Source organism: Nostoc sp. DedVER02 (genome assembly GCF_034530675.2).
Lineage (GTDB): Bacteria > Cyanobacteriota > Cyanobacteriia > Cyanobacteriales > Nostocaceae > Nostoc.
On record NZ_JAVRCP020000001.1, the window covers coordinates 550,302 to 566,949 of the forward strand.

Annotated in this window: 10 protein-coding genes, 1 tRNA gene and 1 pseudogene; 4 read left to right on the top strand and 8 right to left on the bottom strand. The window is 41.5% G+C overall.

What is annotated here, in order from left to right:
• Positions 1-240: 240 nt before the first annotated feature.
• Positions 241-2,877 (top strand): EAL domain-containing protein, encoded by a 2,637-nt coding sequence (locus RMZ41_RS02400; RefSeq protein WP_322645033.1) that lies wholly within the window; start codon positions 241-243, stop codon positions 2,875-2,877.
• 100 nt (positions 2,878-2,977) lie between these two features.
• Here RMZ41_RS02400 and RMZ41_RS02405 read toward each other — a convergent pair whose 3' ends face one another.
• Positions 2,978-4,501, bottom strand: a complete 1,524-nt coding sequence (locus RMZ41_RS02405; protein WP_322645032.1) for a DnaJ domain-containing protein — start codon at positions 4,499-4,501, stop codon at positions 2,978-2,980.
• Positions 4,502-4,603: 102 nt separating this feature from the next.
• A complete protein-coding gene (locus tag RMZ41_RS02410) occupies positions 4,604-5,215 on the bottom strand; it encodes a J domain-containing protein (RefSeq protein ID WP_322645117.1) in 612 nt (203 codons plus the stop codon).
• A 35-nt stretch (positions 5,216-5,250) separates the two neighbouring features.
• On the opposite strand from RMZ41_RS02410, the gene RMZ41_RS02415 reads away from it, so the two are divergent.
• Together RMZ41_RS02415 and RMZ41_RS02420 are read left to right on the top strand one after the other, a co-directional pair.
• Positions 5,251-6,348 (top strand): tocopherol cyclase family protein, encoded by a 1,098-nt coding sequence (locus RMZ41_RS02415; RefSeq protein ID WP_322645031.1) that lies wholly within the window; start codon positions 5,251-5,253, stop codon positions 6,346-6,348.
• A 33-nt stretch (positions 6,349-6,381) separates the two neighbouring features.
• Positions 6,382-6,455, top strand: a tRNA-Arg gene (locus tag RMZ41_RS02420).
• Between the two features lie 493 nt (positions 6,456-6,948).
• Here RMZ41_RS02420 and RMZ41_RS02425 read toward each other — a convergent pair.
• From RMZ41_RS02425 to RMZ41_RS02435, 3 genes and pseudogenes are all read right to left on the bottom strand, one after another.
• Positions 6,949-7,185, bottom strand: coding sequence for a hypothetical protein (locus tag RMZ41_RS02425; RefSeq protein WP_322645030.1), 237 nt, complete (start codon positions 7,183-7,185; stop codon positions 6,949-6,951).
• A 301-nt stretch (positions 7,186-7,486) separates the two neighbouring features.
• Complete coding sequence (locus RMZ41_RS02430; protein ID WP_322645029.1) at positions 7,487-7,717, bottom strand: DUF433 domain-containing protein; 231 nt, start codon at positions 7,715-7,717, stop codon at positions 7,487-7,489.
• 87 nt (positions 7,718-7,804) lie between these two features.
• Positions 7,805-8,122 (bottom strand): annotated as a pseudogene (locus tag RMZ41_RS02435) (Uma2 family endonuclease); the annotation flags it as partial.
• 6 nt (positions 8,123-8,128) lie between these two features.
• Between RMZ41_RS02435 and RMZ41_RS02440 the strand changes: the two are divergent.
• Positions 8,129-8,428: a hypothetical protein gene (locus RMZ41_RS02440; protein ID WP_322645028.1), complete on the top strand. Its 300-nt coding sequence runs from the start codon at positions 8,129-8,131 to the stop codon at positions 8,426-8,428.
• On the opposite strand, the gene RMZ41_RS02445 is transcribed toward RMZ41_RS02440, so the two are convergent.
• The 3 genes from RMZ41_RS02445 to RMZ41_RS02455 form a co-directional block, all read right to left on the bottom strand.
• Complete coding sequence (locus tag RMZ41_RS02445) at positions 8,381-9,169, bottom strand: Uma2 family endonuclease (RefSeq protein WP_322645027.1); 789 nt, start codon at positions 9,167-9,169, stop codon at positions 8,381-8,383. The two genes, RMZ41_RS02440 and RMZ41_RS02445, sit on opposite strands and share 48 nt — an antisense overlap.
• A gap of 172 nt (positions 9,170-9,341) precedes the next feature.
• Positions 9,342-14,474, bottom strand: a complete 5,133-nt coding sequence (locus RMZ41_RS02450; RefSeq protein ID WP_322645026.1) for an eIF2A-related protein — start codon at positions 14,472-14,474, stop codon at positions 9,342-9,344.
• Positions 14,444-15,781, bottom strand: coding sequence for a P-loop NTPase fold protein (locus tag RMZ41_RS02455; protein WP_322645025.1), 1,338 nt, complete (start codon positions 15,779-15,781; stop codon positions 14,444-14,446). The genes RMZ41_RS02450 and RMZ41_RS02455 overlap by 31 nt, the downstream gene beginning before the upstream one ends.
• Positions 15,782-16,648 lie beyond the last annotated feature (867 nt).

Sequence of the window (16,648 nt, forward strand, 5' to 3'; positions counted from 1 at the left end):
CTAATTGGATAATTTATTTTTCGGAATTCCAAATAATCTGAGAAAACAACTAACACTCATATCACAACAAGCGATTGAACAATTAGTCATCTTTTTTAATAAGATAAATCATGAATACAAGGGCTGGTTTGCAATTTTGATTAAGCGAATTTTCCTATAAGTTCAGACTTTAAAATCGCACTTTTGGGAACGGTATTTTTCAGAATAAGACATAAATATATGAGAATTTGAGGAACAGCCATGCTAGGAAATGAGCGGGAAAAAATACGCCATCTGTTGGTCATTAAAGACCTGCAAGGACGGCGAACTGTAGCCTTGCGAGAGACTACTTATTCTCTGGGGCGACATCCTGCAAACACTATTATCTTGGCTTCCCGATCAGTATCAATGCAACATGCAATCTTATTGCGAGTTACTGTTCCTGAGACTGATCAATATGGCTTCCAGATTATTGATGGTAACTTCAAGGGTAAAGGAAGTACTAATGGCTTATTTATAAATGGATATAAATGCTTTTCTCATAATCTTAGAAATGGAGATACTATTGCTTTTGGCAGTAATCAAGCTCAGGCTAAATATTATGCTATTTCTAATATTTCAGAACAAGCATTTTCTGAATCTTTTGATGTTGAAGACTTATCTGGTTTTTTATCAGAGCAAGCTAGTCCTGCCAATCCTTTTCAAACCCTAGCGATCGATCCTGCTTTTGAAGCAGCTAGTGAGTCTGCTTTAGCTCGCCTAGCATCGTTCCTTGAACTCATCCCGAATCCGATTATTGAGATGGATTTTGACGGAATAGTGACTTATCTTAATCCAGCCGCAGCCCTCAAGTTTCCTAAACTGAGAGAAGTTGGGACAGAACATCCAATATTAGCAGGACTTGTGAGTACAGTTAAGAATCTAGAAAAAAATTCTTTTGTACGGGAGGTGGAAGTAGGTACAGAAATTTTTGAACAATCTGTTCTCTACCTTCCTCAAAGTGATTTAATTAGAACTTTTATTATTAGGGATATTACGGAGCAAAAACAAGCAACATCTGAGTTGCGTCAGCGCGATCGCTTGCTTCAAGCAGTTGCAGAAGCCGCTAATTATTTGCTAGGGGAAATGAATTATGAAACTGGTATTGAGAGGGCTTTAGCTGTACTGGGCGAAGCTGCCAAGGCAGATCGTGCTTATCTCTTTCATAACCATCCCCATCCTGCTACAGGAGAAATAGCAGTCAGTCTACGGTTTGAATGGACAAAATCTTCTATTGAATCTACCCAGCACTATTGGCAGAATCAGCTTTATAAAGGTTCTGGATTAGCCCGTTGGTATTCTGTTCTCTCTAACGGCCAGTCCATTAGCGGACTCACCCAAAAATTTCCTGTCACCGAACAAGAATTTCTAATTCGAGATGGCATTAAATCCTTGATTCTGGTTCCTCTCCGGTTGGAGAATGAATGCTGGGGATACCTTGGCTTGGCAGACTGCACGTTTGAGCGTCATTGGTCAAAGCATGAAGAATCTACTCTTTTAACGATGGCTGCCAGTATTCTTGGTGCGCGGCAGCGTCAGCAAGTAGAAGAAAAGATTCGCTATCAAGCCCTTCATGACATGCTGACAGGGTTGCCCAATCGCTTACTATTTAATGAACTGCTCAGTAAAACTCTACCCAACGCCACGCGCAATAACGAAAGTTTAGCTGTAATCTTCCTCGACCTAGATCGCTTCAAGGTCATTAATGATACTCTAGGGCACACTCTAGGCGATCAATTGTTGAAAAGCGTCTCTCAAAGATTACAAGACTTACTCAGAGGCGGAGACACTATAGCCCGATGGGGAGGCGATGAGTTTACTATCTTGCTCCCGCGAGTCACTGATATTGAAGAGGTAACGCAGGTAGCGTACAGAATCTTACAAGCCTTAGAAGATCCTTTTCATCTCCAAGGGCATGAACTTTATGTGACTGCCAGCCTCGGTATTGCCTTGCTTGATAACAACAGTCCTGATGCGGAAACACTAATCCAGCACGCAGATGCCGCTTTATACTACGCTAAGGATAAAGGGCGGAATAACTACCAATTCTATAGTGTTTCTCTGAGCGCCAAGAATCCTGAACTTCTGACTTTAGAAAAGAGTTTGCGCTATGCCCTAGAACGTGATGAATTTACGGTGTATTATCAGCCCCGTGTGAACATTGCCACAGGAGAAATTACTGGTATGGAGGCTCTGTTACGTTGGCAGCACCCAGAAATGGGATTAGTTGCGCCCAGTGTCTTCATTCCCCTCGCTGAAGAAAGCGGATTAATTATCGCCATCGGCGAATGGGTACTACGGGCAGCCTGTATCCAAAATAAAATCTGGCAAGATGCAGGATTGCCACCTATTACTATGGCTGTCAATCTTTCTCTAAAGCAATTTCGCCAACCCAAATTGGTGGAGATTATAACCACAGTTTTAGAGCAAACAGGTCTAGAAGCCCGCTTTTTAGAATTAGAAATTATGGAAACCACAGCCATTGAGGACTTGGGTTTTACCAGAACGGTATTAGAGGAGTTAAAGCAGATGGGTGTTTGCATCTCCATTGATGACTTTGGTACGGGTCATTCCTCGCTCTCGCGCCTACAGCTTTTGCCACTCCACACTCTAAAAATAGATCAGTCTTTCGTGAAAGATTTGAAGCCGGATTCTAAAGTAGCTCATATTATCAAGGCCATAGTTACCTTGGGACAAAGCTTGGGATTGAAGTTAACAGCCGAAGGGGTAGAAACAGAAGAGCAATTGGAGTTCTTAAAATCTATCAACTGTGATGAGATACAGGGTTATTTATTCTACCGCCCACTTTCTGTCCAGAAAGCAACAGAAATCCTCGAAAGTAAACGACCAACTATCTAGAGCATAGATTCAGTATCAATGCTTTAGTCCAGTATGTATTGGATTCAACACAGAAGCGCTACATAGCGCTTCTTCTCTTCAACATCGATTTAACCCTGAATTAGACATCGCATCGCCAAAGTTTGATTGTCATATCTCGACTACCACTAACCAAAGTTTTGCCATCGTGACTGAAAGCGACGGAGTTCACCCAATCCGAATGGTTGCCCAAAGTGTAAAGTTGTTGTCCAGTGCTAATGTGCCATAACTTTATAGTATAGTCTGCGCTAGCACTGGCAAGATGCTGACCATCGGGGCTAAAAGCAACAGACCAAACATAGCTGTGATGTCCGGCAAGTGTGTTAATTAGCTTACCTGTACTACTGTCCCATAGCTTGATAGTTTGGTCATAACTGCTACTAGCTAAAATTTTTCCATCAGGGCTAATGGTGACACACATCACCCAACCTGAATGTCCGTTGAGAGTTTGCAGTAGTTTGTTACTCTTCAAATTCCACAGCTTAATGGTCTTATCCGCACCGCTACTGACAAAAATCTGTTGTTTTGGGCAAATAGCAAGGGAGTAAACTAGGCCAGAATGACCTTTGAGGACTTGCAGTAATTGTCCCATCTCTATATGGGAAACCTTGATAGTAGTATCTGTACCGCCACTCAGGATAGTCTGACCATCTGGACTAAAGATTACAGAAAAAACTGGGGTTGAATGTACTTTGAGCGTCTTGAGTAATTTACCTGTAGACACTTGCCAAATTATTATGCTGCTATCATCACTGCCGCTAACCAGAGTTTGGCTATCTGGGCTAAAAGCTAGGCATCTTACCCATTTTGTATGACTAGTGAGAGTATGTAGTAATTTCCCTGTGTCGAGATGCCAAATCTTGATAGTATTATCACTACTTCCACTAGCCAAAGTTTGCCCGTCTGGACTGATTGCAGTTGTAAAAACCCAGTTGAGATGAGTCAGGGTGTGTACACATTTCCACGGTGAAGGTTGAGACTGTGATTCAGGTGGTGGCGTTGCTGGCTTTGGCGATGGTGATGTAGGTTTAGGTGGCGGTGGTGTTGCTGGCTTTGGTGGTGGCGATGTAGGTTTAGGTGGTGGTGGTGGCGTTGCTGGCTTTGGCGGTGGTGATGTAGGTTTGGGCGGTGTTTTTGTCTGTTTCAGTTCCAGTTCTCTGGCATTTTTCAAATCTGACCAAGCTCTATTTTCATATCCTAGTTTCGAGCAAGCAAGTCCTCGGTATTTATAAGCTTCAAAGTAGTTGGGGTTGAGACGAATCGCTTGGGTAAAGTCTTCTATTGCTTCAGTATATTTTCCTCTTTGAGCTTTCTCCATGCCCAGTTTGTAGAAACTTTCAGCATTAGATGGAGTGAAATCAATTTTGGTGGAAGTGGAAGCAGATTGATTTGTCTCATTTGGCTGATAAGACTTTAACCTTGCATAAGCTTGATTGATTTCTTTGATTTTTTCTTCCGCTTCTAGCTTTTGGTGCGGTTCAAAAAAACAATCTGGATGCCAAGTCTTAGCCATCTGGCGGTAAGCTTGCTTGACCTCATCAACAGATGCACCTGGTTTTAACCCCAAAATATTGTAAACATGATTTATATCAAAGCGATCGCTCATACAAGGAATACTAAAAAATCAGCAGCAAAGCTTACTACACTTAGTATTCCCAAGCATAAGTATTAGCTAACTCAAAGTATGGTATCGCCGTCTAAGCGGTTTTCATCTCCAACGCCGATTTAGCCGTAATATTTTTTTAATCCCTTGACAAAATCTTTCTAGCAAAGGTCTAGGCTTTGATACATATCTAGGCGATCGCACTCTCCTTGCAGCGCCCGGATTTCTCAACTCTTGTTCTATTTGTGCAGCTTTATTTAAATCTGAAGCGGCTCTATATTCATATCCCAGTTGTGAGCAAACTAGCCCACGATATTTATACGCTTCAATATAGCGAGGATTGAGACGAATTGCATGGGTAAAATCTGCGATCGCATCCTCATATCTTCCTTGGGTGGCATTCTCTACTCCTAAAGTATAGAAAGCTTGTGCATCCCAACGATTGACAGATATTTTTGTGGGTTTTTTAGGCGAAGATGAAGAGGGATTTTCTGGAATGGGAGGCTCGGATGGACTTTCTGACTTGAGCTTATTGTAAGCTACATTAATTAATTTAATTTTTTCCTCAGCTTCCTGTTTTTGCTTTTGATCGACAAAGCGATCGGGATGCCAAATTTTCACCAGTTTACGGTAAGTTCGCTTCACCTCTGCTTGAGATGCACCGGATTCTAGCCCAAGAATTTCATAAGCATCATTAATATCGGAGCGATCGCGCATACTGGAAAAATCGGCAACTATAACTATATAGATATATGTTAACCATTCCTCTAAATCTCCTCCAATCAACCCAAACGCCCCATTCTGGTTATCACTGGGATGGCGGTAGTCGCCGTTTCTTTGAAGGCTGGTATTATCGCGTCACTTTACCAGAAATTGGGCAAACATTCGCCTTTATGTACTCCATCGAAGATCCTATCGGCGGTAAACCCCACAGTGGCGGTGCGGCCCAAATCCTCGGTCCAGATGATGAGTATTTATGGCGTACTTTTCCTGATGTGAAGAAATTTTGGGGTAGTCGGGATGTTTTAGGTTTAGGTCATTGGGGTAAAACGGATTTGCAAATTGCTCCTCTATATCTTTTACCAGCAGAGTTTGAGCATCATGTTCAAGAAGGTTATCAAGCTACAGCCACCTTGAATCAGGGAGTGATTTGCGAACGCGCCACCAATAATTATTGCCGTTGGGAGTATGAAATTCAACCAGTATATGGCTGGGGCAATAAAAATAGCATTCAGCAATCAACCGCAGGCTGGCTCTCATTCTCACAGATTTTTGAACCTGGATGGCAGATTTTGATGGCTCACGGTTTAGCCAGTGGGAAAATTGACTGGAATGGCAAAATCTACGAATTTACTAACGCCCCAGCCTACGGTGAGAAAAATTGGGGCGGTGCTTTTCCTCAAAAATGGTTTTGGATAAATTGTAATTGCTTTGAAGGCGAACCGGACTTAGCCTTAACTGCTGGCGGTGGACGGCGGGGTGTGCTGTGGTGGATGGAATCTGTAGCGATGATTGGGTTGCACTATCAGGGTAAGTTTTATGAATTCGTTCCCTGGAATTCACAAGTAGACTGGGAAATTCAGCCTTGGGGTAGATGGAAAATGAAAGCTGCTAACTCTAATTATGAAATTGAATTGACAGGAATCACAGATTTACCTGGTACACCTCTGCGTGCGCCTACAGCAGAAGGTTTAAGATATTGTTGCCGAGATACCATGCAAGGAAAGTTAAATTTAGAATTACGAGAATTAAATGGGAGAAAATCTCAAATAATTCTAAAAGCAGAAAGTTTTCTTTGTGGCTTAGAAGTAGGCGGTGGTTCTTGGGATAATGTTTGGCAGTCTCGCTAAAACTACTGCTATAATCATATATGCTTCCTAGTTGGGGTTGTAGCTCAGTTGGATAGAGCGGACGCCTCCTAAGCGTCAGGTCGTGCGTTCGAGCCGCACCAGTCCCGTAAGCGAAAATATCCCTAAGACCTTGATTAATAGCAGGTCATAGGGATTTTATTTTTATAATATTTCCTGGAAAGCAGTAAAAGTATCTTAAGATAATAGGACTTACACATGGGTAACGGAAAACGAACCACAGAGGGCGCAGAGGTCACGGAGGAATGAGAGTTTGAGAGGGTTTTTGCGTAAGTCCTAGATAATTAACTAGGTTTCCTCCGCTCCTCTTTTTCGTTTAGGATTCTCTTTGCGCCTGTAGCGGTAGCCTGCGGCAAGTGCTATGCGTCTACGTCGTTAAAAAAATTAATTGACTTTGACAAAGAGTTTTAGCTTTAACCCAAGCGTATTGACATTGCTTTGAATGTATGAAGGAATTGAACTCAAATTCTATCTGATACCTCTCATAATTCTTATGCATCACGCAATACGGTTTGGATAGTCCCATTTAAGATGACATATTAATCAATATAACCTTTACCAATGCAGACAGAACAATAGTTTTCAGATAGAGTAACTTGAATTCTCTATATATCCTGTCCCATTACAGTATATACACTTTGTTTTTTCCTCATAACAATTTTTATCTTCTAGTGATTTTTCAACATCTTCTATTATGTTTTTTAATACATATAACTGTCCTTCACTCAGTTGGGAAGGTAAATTATTTAAGTAATACGTTAAGGCTGTCTGAATTACTTCTAAAGCACTACGTTCAATTGCGGGAAATTTGTCTTGCATAACTTTTAACTAAATGGAAAACTAACTCACCAGAATTTTTATCTAATGTTAATAGAATTGCACTTCATTATTATGGCGGTTCTCGTTTACGTGAGGTACACCCATAGGGGCAGGGCATTGCCCGTGCCCCTATACCTGGTGATAATGTTGTACTGCATCTGAATGGGAACCGCTATAGCCAAATTTAAAACTTCATCGTCAGCAATTGCTAGCTCCATTTCCACAACATACAAAACTTAGTGACCATCAAGCCATAGACGTTCAACGATTTGCCAATCTAAATTTTCGTCCCCTAAAATCTTCAAGAAACTCTCTCAATCGTTGGATAAACCACATCATACCGTAAAGCTTGAGCCGCAAATGTCAAAGCTGCTTTAATTCCTTCATCGGTAAGTCGCGGATGCGCTTCAACTATTTGTTTAGATGTTTCACCAGCAGCAAGTTTTTCAATAATTAACTCAACTGTAATACGAGTTCCTGAAATGACAGGTTTGCCCATCATTATTTTTGGGTCGGATACAATTTTTTGCATAAACGAGGATTATTTATTTAAGGTATCCAATTACTAATTTTATCTTATGACAAAATCGAAAGCCCTCAGCAGCCTCAATAATACTAATCAGCGACTCATTGCAAAAATCTGTTCAGCTGTTAAGGGAATGTTCGGGAACAATCTAGAATCAATTCGATCCTGCCCTCGAAATACCTTTGGGGGTAAATACTCTCCATCTTCAAGTTGGTAGATTGTAATGGTTGGCTGCTTGGGAGAGCCAATGAAGCGAATGCCACCAAAAGGAGCATAGTCCACAATGATGTACTCGAAAACGCCTAAGTCCTCATATTCAGCAAGTTTTGTCAAATAGTCGTCTTTCCAGTTGTTGCTAACGACTTCAATGATTCCGGGTGGTGGAATATATGCAGCAGCAGAACTAGAGCTACGCTAATGAATCAGTTTATTTATCTTCGCACCACTCTAACCAAAGGGTTGTTTGTGGGTAGTTTACTGTCCAATAGTGTAGTTATTTTAAACGTACTGACTCATTACAGCCAGGATTTTCTGCGGTTACTGCTCAATATCGCCTCTTATAATTCTTCTACATCACCTACCAGAACACAAGGCGCGATCGCTCTTAGCGTTGTCTCTATAAAGCTAAGTACTGCTTATAACACTCGTGAATCCATCCCCAATCAGATATTAAACTTCATCAGGATTTATCCCAAGCTGTCTCAAGCGTTCTGCTAAACGCTGGGCTTTTTGCTGTTCTTGTTCTAATTGGGATGTTAATAACTGCGATTTTTCTTGTTCTTGTTCTAATTGAGGTGTTAATAACTGCGATTTTTCCTCACCAGTTAGTAATAAATTTCCCTGTGTATCCCACCAACGCAACCAAGGCGCTGTAGTATTTCCATACTGTCCTTGCCAAATACCCAATTCGACACCCATCGAGGAAATCTCATAGTGTCCACGTTCGTTAACTGTGAGTTGCTGATACCTACCATCAACTAAGTGATAAACCTCAATCGCAGCTTTGCTAAATTCGTAAATGCCATAAAAAGGTACGCGGATTGCTTGCTCGTATACCCAGAATTTACCAGTAATTGGAGTATTATCTCTTTCTTGTGAACCATCCCCAGAAGCAAATTCCAGTACAATTAGGGGAGCAACATATTCTTGCCACAACACATACGAACGCCGAAACTGACCGTTTAACATAGGTGCAACATTCGGGACGTAAAACCAATCGGGTGCTTCTGCACCGCGTTCAGGTGGTTCGGTCAAACGCCAGTAAATGCCACAATCTTGACCAATACAATACTGTTTATCTGGATGAATTTCTTGTAATACACCTTGAAGGGAGTCAGTTAAGAGTATGCTTTGTGGATGTTCTTGAAAATTTTTCACAAAGGTTCCATCTGAATCTGGTAACTCAGTATGGTCGGGAAGGTGAGTAATGCCTAGTTCGGACAGTTTGGCAATAGTCATTGAACTTTGGCGCGAGTGAATCAGTTTATTTATCTTAGCATCGCTCCTAATACTGTTCGGTTAAGGTAAGAGACGCGATAAATCGCCGTCTTTACAATAATCAGTCCTTTATCTTGACCACGATTTATCGCGCCTTTGGGATCTCAATATCGCCTCTTATAATTCTTCTCCATCACCTACCAGAACACAAGGCCCGATCGCTCTTCATGACTTTCTGATTAGTCTGCAAATAATCATGCAGCAAATTGCAACCCCGTCCCAGTAACTTTTCCAGTTGGATATCTGCCAAATCTTGGAAAATCACTGTGCCATTACCACTACCCGCAGCTAAAGTCTTACCGTCAGGACTGAAACTGACGCTGGTTAACTCTGCTTCATAGCCTTTCAAAGCAATTAGTAATGTCCCTTCTCGGTTCCAAATCCTCACTTTGTCATCACTGCTAGCGGCCAAAGTCTTACCATCTGGGCTAAAACTTACACTAATAAAACTATCACCATCCCCTGTAAGAGTATTTAGCAAATCACCGTCCCGACTCCAAATGTTCACCGTGCTATCAATACTAGCTGAAGCGATCGCTTGGCTATCAGGCGACCAAGCAACTCCATTTACCCGGCGGCTATGACCATTTAAGGTGTATAGCAATTTACCTTCTATACTCCAGATTTTTACGGTTTTGTCATCACTGGCTGAGGCTAGCAACTTACCATCGGGGCTAAAACTTACCCAATTTACTGCATCTTGATGCCCTTGCAAGGTGTTGAGTAGTTTCCCGTCTCGACTCCAAAGCTTTACTGTTTTATCTTTACTGGCTGAGGCAATTACTTGACTATCAGGCGACCAAGCTACACCCAAGACGGTACTATTATGACCCTGTAAGGTGTTGAGGAGTTTACCGTCAGCAGTCCAAAGCTTTACTGTTTTATCTTTACTAGCCGAGGCAATTACTTTACCATCGGGACTGAAACTAACTCCCCAAACTTGACCTTCATGCCCAGTGAAAGTACGGAGTAGTTTACCGTCTCGACTGAAGAGTTTCACAGTTTTGTCTCGACTTGCTGCGGCTAAAGTGCGATCGCCTGGGCTGAAACTGATGCTAGTTATCCAGTCATCATTATCGGCTTTGGGTTTTCGCAATAACACATCGTCCCAATGCCAGAGTTTAACAGTTTTGTCGCGGCTTCCAGAAGCTAGGGTGCGACCGTCTGGGCTGAAACTGACGCTGTTGACCCAATTATTATGTCCCTTCAGGGTTCCTAACAGCACGCCTCTGGAACTCCAGAGTTTGATCGTTTCGTCGGTACTTGCGGAAGCGATCGTATTACCATCACGGCTAAAAGTAACGCTGGTAACTCCAGCACTATGCCCTGATAAGGTTCGCAGTAATTTACCCTCCAGATTCCACAATTTGATTGTCTGGTCTAAACTAGCAGAAGCAATGGTTTGTCCATCGGTTGACCAAGCGACACTCAAAACTGCATCTTCATGTCCCTGCAAGGTTTTGAGCAGTTTACCATCCCGACTCCACAATTTCACTATCTTGTCAGCACTCCCGGAAGCAATGGTTTGTCCATCGGTTGACCAAACGACACTCAAAACTGCACCATCATGCCCTTGCAAGGTTTTGAGCAGTTTACCATCCCGACTCCACAGTTTTATTGTCTTGTCTGTACTCGCCGAAGCAATAATTTGACCGTCTGGGCTAAAACTGACACTATTTACTACACCTTGATGTCCTAATAAGGTAACAAGCAGTACGCCTTCTCGACTCCACAGTTTCACCGTCTTATCTTGACTGGCGGAAGCAACAATTTGACCATCTGGGCTGAAACTGACGCTATTAACTACATCTTCATGACCCGATAAGGTTTTGAACAAGCTACCATCGGGAAGCCAAAGTTTAATTGTAGTGTCTGCGCTGGCTGAGGCAATTAAAGAGCGGTCAGGACTGAATGTAACACTATTTACTCCAGATATATGCCCTTCTAAACGGTTATATTCTCTCAACCCAGAAACTGCTTGATATAGCGCCGTCTGTACTTGCTCTCTTGTATAGGAATCGACCCAAACTGTTTGTTGTAATTTTCTTCCCGCCCTTAAACTATCTTTTAAAGCATCAATACCTTTTTGCGATGCAAAGAGCGCTTCACTGGATGCACTAAGGGTTTTAATTTCGCTATCTACTGCTGTCACAATGGAAACACTTAATCCCAATATGGCGAGAAAAGAAGCAGTTAGAGCAATTTTCAACGAACGATTTAATTGAGCTTCACTAAGTCTCTGTTTCTTTTGACTTTCTGCAAGTTTAGCTGTTAATTCTTTTTCTTTGAGTTCGGCTCGTAATTGCTCAATTTCTAACTGACTCAATTCTTCGCGCTTGTGTAATTCTCGTAATTCTGTTAATAAGTCCAAACCTTGTTGGGGATAAGGATCTACTAATTTTGAACGCTGTTCATTTTGACTAAGTTCGCTCTTAAGTCGCTCAATTTCAGTTTGGCTTTGTTCTACTTTTTGGCGCAACTGATTTAGTTGTACCTGTAAGCTTGATTCTTGTTGTTGCAGGTAGCGAATCAAGTCTACTAAATAATCGTGAATTAGTTGATAGCGTTCTGGTACATCAGGAAATAGTACTACTAAACCGGAGCGCACTAAAATATCTAATACTAACTCTAATTTGCCAGCATCTTCTAATTCTGCTAACTGCGCCGCTAACTCAGCACGAGTTTTAAAAGGTCGGTTGTTACTTTCATCTGTTAATAAATATAAGACGAGTAATGCGGCTCGTTCATTTTCTGGGCCGCAGTCTTTAATCAGTTCTTTAAGATATCGCTCGATGAGTTTGTTGGGTCTATATGGCTGATATTCTTCTAGTGTCGTAATGCGCTCATCTTGAAGTTGCGCTCCGACAACTTGCAATTCAATGGGGCGGACTTCTCCAAATTCTGTGGATAAATCTTCGATTAAGGCATCAATTAAAGCTGGTTCTAAATTAAACTGCGATCGCTCGGTCAATTTTTGGATAATTGCTTTGGCATATTCTGGCGAAAAGTTATTCAATTGGTAGCGGATATGCTTGTCGAGAATGTTGTTATTAATCGCTTCTAGTGCCGAGAGATGTTTAAAATCTAACAAACGATGTAAGTAATCTTCTCGCAAGGTAAGGATAACTTTGACAAAGGGGATATTCAGGCAATCGCTAATAAATTTATCAAATTCTTGCTTCTGTTTGCGATCGCTATAACCAAAGAAAAATTCTTCAAACTGGTCAAAAATTAAAACTGTAATCAGGTGATTATCAGCATTTTGTTTGAGTTGTTGGATAATTCTGACGATGGTAATGGGTGTGTCAGAGTAAGGCAAAGCCTCTGCTTCAATGCCTGTTTCTAAGTTAAGATCGGCATAGACGGCAAGGGATGTGTCAGCAGACATCGCTTCATTTAAAGATTTCTCTAATTCCCGCACCCACTCGGTATAAACTTGCAATACTACAGGTACAGCTATTTGATCGCCAATAGCTCGATTTTGCAGTGCTGGAACTAAACCAGCAGTGACAATAGAACTCTTACCCACCCCTGATTGACCGTGAATCACCGTCAGCTTTTGATCGGCGCGGCTAATTCTGCCAATTAAGTTATTAATATCACGCTCTCGACCAGAAGCAGCAATTTCTAAAGCAACGCTGCTACTCCCAGAATGTGACATCAATGCTGGGTTTGTCACCTGTCTTTGAGGTTGCAAACGTCCTGCACCAATAAAAGCCCGAAAACCATACTGCTGCTCAACAGAACGCCGCTTCTGTCGAATGTAATAAGCTTCCAAATAGCAACTTTCTTCAAAGTATAGCGATCGCAGTGTCCGCAATAAGCGAATATAACGATGGGCATCGTATTGATGGGCACTGCTTTCTAAAGCTGCTGGCAATTCTTTTGTCGCTTTTCCTAAGTATTCATCAGCGATTACCAATTCACCTAAATTTCGCTGTGCTTTCGCCAAAACTAAATAGTAAATTTGCGCTAACAGTAATGGAAAAAAGCAGTTATAAGGGTCATTATGCTTTTGCGCTTCACCTAATTTCAGCAAAGATACGTGTGCTAATATACTCGCCTGTACCCACCGCGACTGCTGCACAGCCACTTGTGCCAAAAAACCGTAGTCACAAGCTAATTGGATTTGACTACCATAAGTTTGATGCAACTCCAAAGACTTTTGAGCAACAGTCTGCAATTCTTCCCACTCTTGCAGATATTGCAGAACTTCAGCAAGTTGCCCAATAAACCCAGCAACTATATCTAAACGCCCAGCCACCTGCAAAACATTCAAACATTGCTGAAAATAAAATTTAGCTGTGTACCAATGACGACGGTTTTCTGTTTGATTTTGCTCTGCGAAACGGCAATAACAAAGCCCAATATAAAACAGCAAAATTCCCTGTCGCAGAGGTAGCACAGATGGAGGATTAGGAGGCGTAGGCAAAGAAAATACTCCCTCATCTCCCCTAGCTCCCCCTGCTCCCCTGCTCCCTATTTCCTCCAACTTTTGCCAAACTTGTAAGCTTTGCTGAAAATGGCTTAAAGCTGTACTGATGCGATCGCTAATATAATTATCTAAACCAAAAACAAACTCTAAACTAGCGTGTAATTCTGGCTCTAAGGTAATCCCACGATTGTGCAACTCTTCAATTGCAAAGTGAAGTTCATAGCTATTTTTCCAGACTTGCTCCACAGTCAAATAATGCTTTGCAACTTGAGGAGGTTGGTGTTGTGCAGCATCACTTGGTAACACCGTAGCAAATAAAGAGTCAGTTTCCCGTTGTAGAAATTGCCGCAATGATTGAGTTGTCATCTCAAACCGAATCGGTGTAGCCGCCCAACTAGCAAAATCGGGTGCTAAACGGACTATCTTTTGCAACACTTCTTCATTCACCCAGACAATCATCGGAAATGGGTGGCGTTTGCGAAACTCATCACGAATATGATTGACAGACCTGAGTAAATCGTCAATTCCATCTACTGACTCTAAACCCAAAATCATCAACGCCGATGGCGGATTCTCTTCAGTTACCAGTTGTAAATGAATACTTGTGTAAAGACTTCTAGCATTATGCGGCAGAATTACCTTTTGAATATGGTGTACACCTGAAGAAATTTCTTCGAGTCGTTGCAACATTTGTTCTTGCAAAACCCGATAATTGCAGCACACCAAAACTAGGGAGAATTGACCGCTAGAAAGGGTAATTGCTCTCCCCAAACTCCGTAAAGCCCGCTCATTAGCTGCTCTTATATCTGCTTGTGGGTGTCGTTCAACCATGATTTAAATTTTTCCGTCTCTGCTAAAACTGGGTTGACGGCAAACCAAGCTCCTTGATGATCTCGGTATTCAAATACAAATAAACTTCGCAATAAAGTATGGTATTCTATATCACCTCTAACTCTCTGCTGTTGCACCACCTGAAAGATTAGTTCCCACTCATGAGGGTCGATGGCATTGGCTCGGTAATCTCGCTGTCTTTGAATGACCAAATCGACACATTCCCGCTCAAAAGGTGGATCTTGTTCTCGCAGACAGTCAAACAGTAACCCTAGCAAGTCGCGGACATGACCACCACTAATCAAGCACAACCGATCTAAGGTTTCCAGACTATCAAACACCTCTGTAATTAAGCCTAACCGATCGCTAGGTAAAATGTCTGGAAAAGCTCTAGCTAATATCATTTGCCGCATCATTGCTAGCCCTTGAGGAAAAATCTCTCCAGAGCGCAGGCGTACAGGGATCATCGGTAGCATTTTTGGCGCAACTCCTCCCCCTAAACGATGCTGAAGTTCGGCGCTATCGTTGGAGAAAGTCAGCGCTAACGGAATAGTGTAGACTACATGACAATTCAGTTTGCGTAACTGTTCGCCACGCTGAATAAATAAGTATTCTGGCAGCGATCGCCCCGATGGTAAAGGTCGAATTGCAACTCTATCCAAGTTATCAACAATAACCACCAGTCCTTTTTTACCTCTGATTTTCAGTTCGTTGGTAGCACGTTGCAGCAATTCTTGATTAATTGACTGTAAAATATTTGCTGTTCGTGGTTCTAAATAATCTCTTAACCGCCGCCGCAATTGAGGACTTTCTTTAGTTTTAGCTGTAATTTTGGCAATTCCCATAGATAATTCTGCTTCTACCCCAAGGTCAATTGGCGTTTGCAGAAAATCCACAATCTCACCGAACAACTTGGTAAAGTAAGCAGGTTTGAGCCTAATTTTCATGGCTTCTAGGCTTTCACTTACTTGTCCAGCGATCGCCAACAAAATATCAGTCACATCCACATCTGCCATTTCTAAGACATGGGTAGACTCAAAGTAAACTACATGAAATTGCTGCGCTTCTAACTCAGCTTTGAGTCGCAACAACTCCGTTGATTTTCCACAGCCGAGATGTCCTGTAAATAGCTGACAAGTTGGTTCATCTGGAGAGATTCGGGCGATCGTGCGTTGCAAAGCTTCGATGATTTTGCCACCCCGCACCGCAGCAAAATCGATATAGTACCTGCGATCGCTGGCGTTTCCTATAATTAGAGGTCTGCTCGGATTGCAAGCCTGATAAAATCTTTCTAAATCTAGGAGCATATCTAATCAAGTTCACTCAGGAATGAGGATGACAAAATTTACTGAATAAATATATTGATTTTAGGGAATTTATGCTTTATTTTCATCTAACTATTAACTACACTAGCAACATTTCTGATAATTGTTTGTACATTAGTTAGATGTAGCACATAGCAATGCTGAGATTTTAGTTAAAGTAAGCAGAAATACTCTTATAAGTATAAATAGCAAAAATGCTTAATATTCAATAAGGTACTCTTATGAATATTAAAAATATCCAATCCAAAAAAAGGTACTGTTAAGTACAATTTTGTAGCTCTATTGAACTCATCATCAGCTTGAGTGATTAAAGAGCTTTTATCACTTTGGCGAGAGAATAATCTACAATCCCAACAAAATAGGACTTTTAGCAAAAGCGTTGGTTAATTACAACTTCAATTTAGAGTTAATTTTTGACTAGTCTGTAAAGGAATAATCGACAAGTCCATTCTTTGTAGAGACGGCGATTTATCGCGTCTCTCTAACGTGTCAGTTTTTTAGATGCGATAAATCGTGTCTCTACATGAGGGGTTTGCAAATAATCATCTTCACTTAGTTTATAAGCTGCCCAAAATTTCATTACCTTCGATGGTTCTAAATGAGTAAGCAAAACCTGCATTACTTCTTATAAATTTTATTGTTCGTTAATAACTTTAATTTCCATTATCTACCTATATAAGTAAAATGATACTGATGTTAACTGTGGGTTAGCGATCGCACAGCATTACCCAAGAAATTTTACCAAAGCCATGTCTCCGACGGGCTACGCCTACGCACGGACAACATCATTCAACTGAGGTAATCCATCAGAAGAATCAATTTTTTAACGTAAGATTAAACTGGTAGAAC

Coding starts and splice junctions, on each gene's coding strand:
- RMZ41_RS02400 (WP_322645033.1), top strand. CDS start 241: ATGCTAGGAAATGAGCGGGAAAAAATACGCCATCTGTTGGTCATTAAA.
- RMZ41_RS02405 (WP_322645032.1), bottom strand. CDS start 4,501: ATGAGCGATCGCTTTGATATAAATCATGTTTACAATATTTTGGGGTTA.
- RMZ41_RS02410 (WP_322645117.1), bottom strand. CDS start 5,215: ATGCGCGATCGCTCCGATATTAATGATGCTTATGAAATTCTTGGGCTA.
- RMZ41_RS02415 (WP_322645031.1), top strand. CDS start 5,251: ATGTTAACCATTCCTCTAAATCTCCTCCAATCAACCCAAACGCCCCAT.
- RMZ41_RS02425 (WP_322645030.1), bottom strand. CDS start 7,185: ATGCAAGACAAATTTCCCGCAATTGAACGTAGTGCTTTAGAAGTAATT.
- RMZ41_RS02430 (WP_322645029.1), bottom strand. CDS start 7,717: ATGCAAAAAATTGTATCCGACCCAAAAATAATGATGGGCAAACCTGTC.
- RMZ41_RS02440 (WP_322645028.1), top strand. CDS start 8,129: ATGAATCAGTTTATTTATCTTCGCACCACTCTAACCAAAGGGTTGTTT.
- RMZ41_RS02445 (WP_322645027.1), bottom strand. CDS start 9,169: ATGACTATTGCCAAACTGTCCGAACTAGGCATTACTCACCTTCCCGAC.
- RMZ41_RS02450 (WP_322645026.1), bottom strand. CDS start 14,474: ATGGTTGAACGACACCCACAAGCAGATATAAGAGCAGCTAATGAGCGG.
- RMZ41_RS02455 (WP_322645025.1), bottom strand. CDS start 15,781: ATGCTCCTAGATTTAGAAAGATTTTATCAGGCTTGCAATCCGAGCAGA.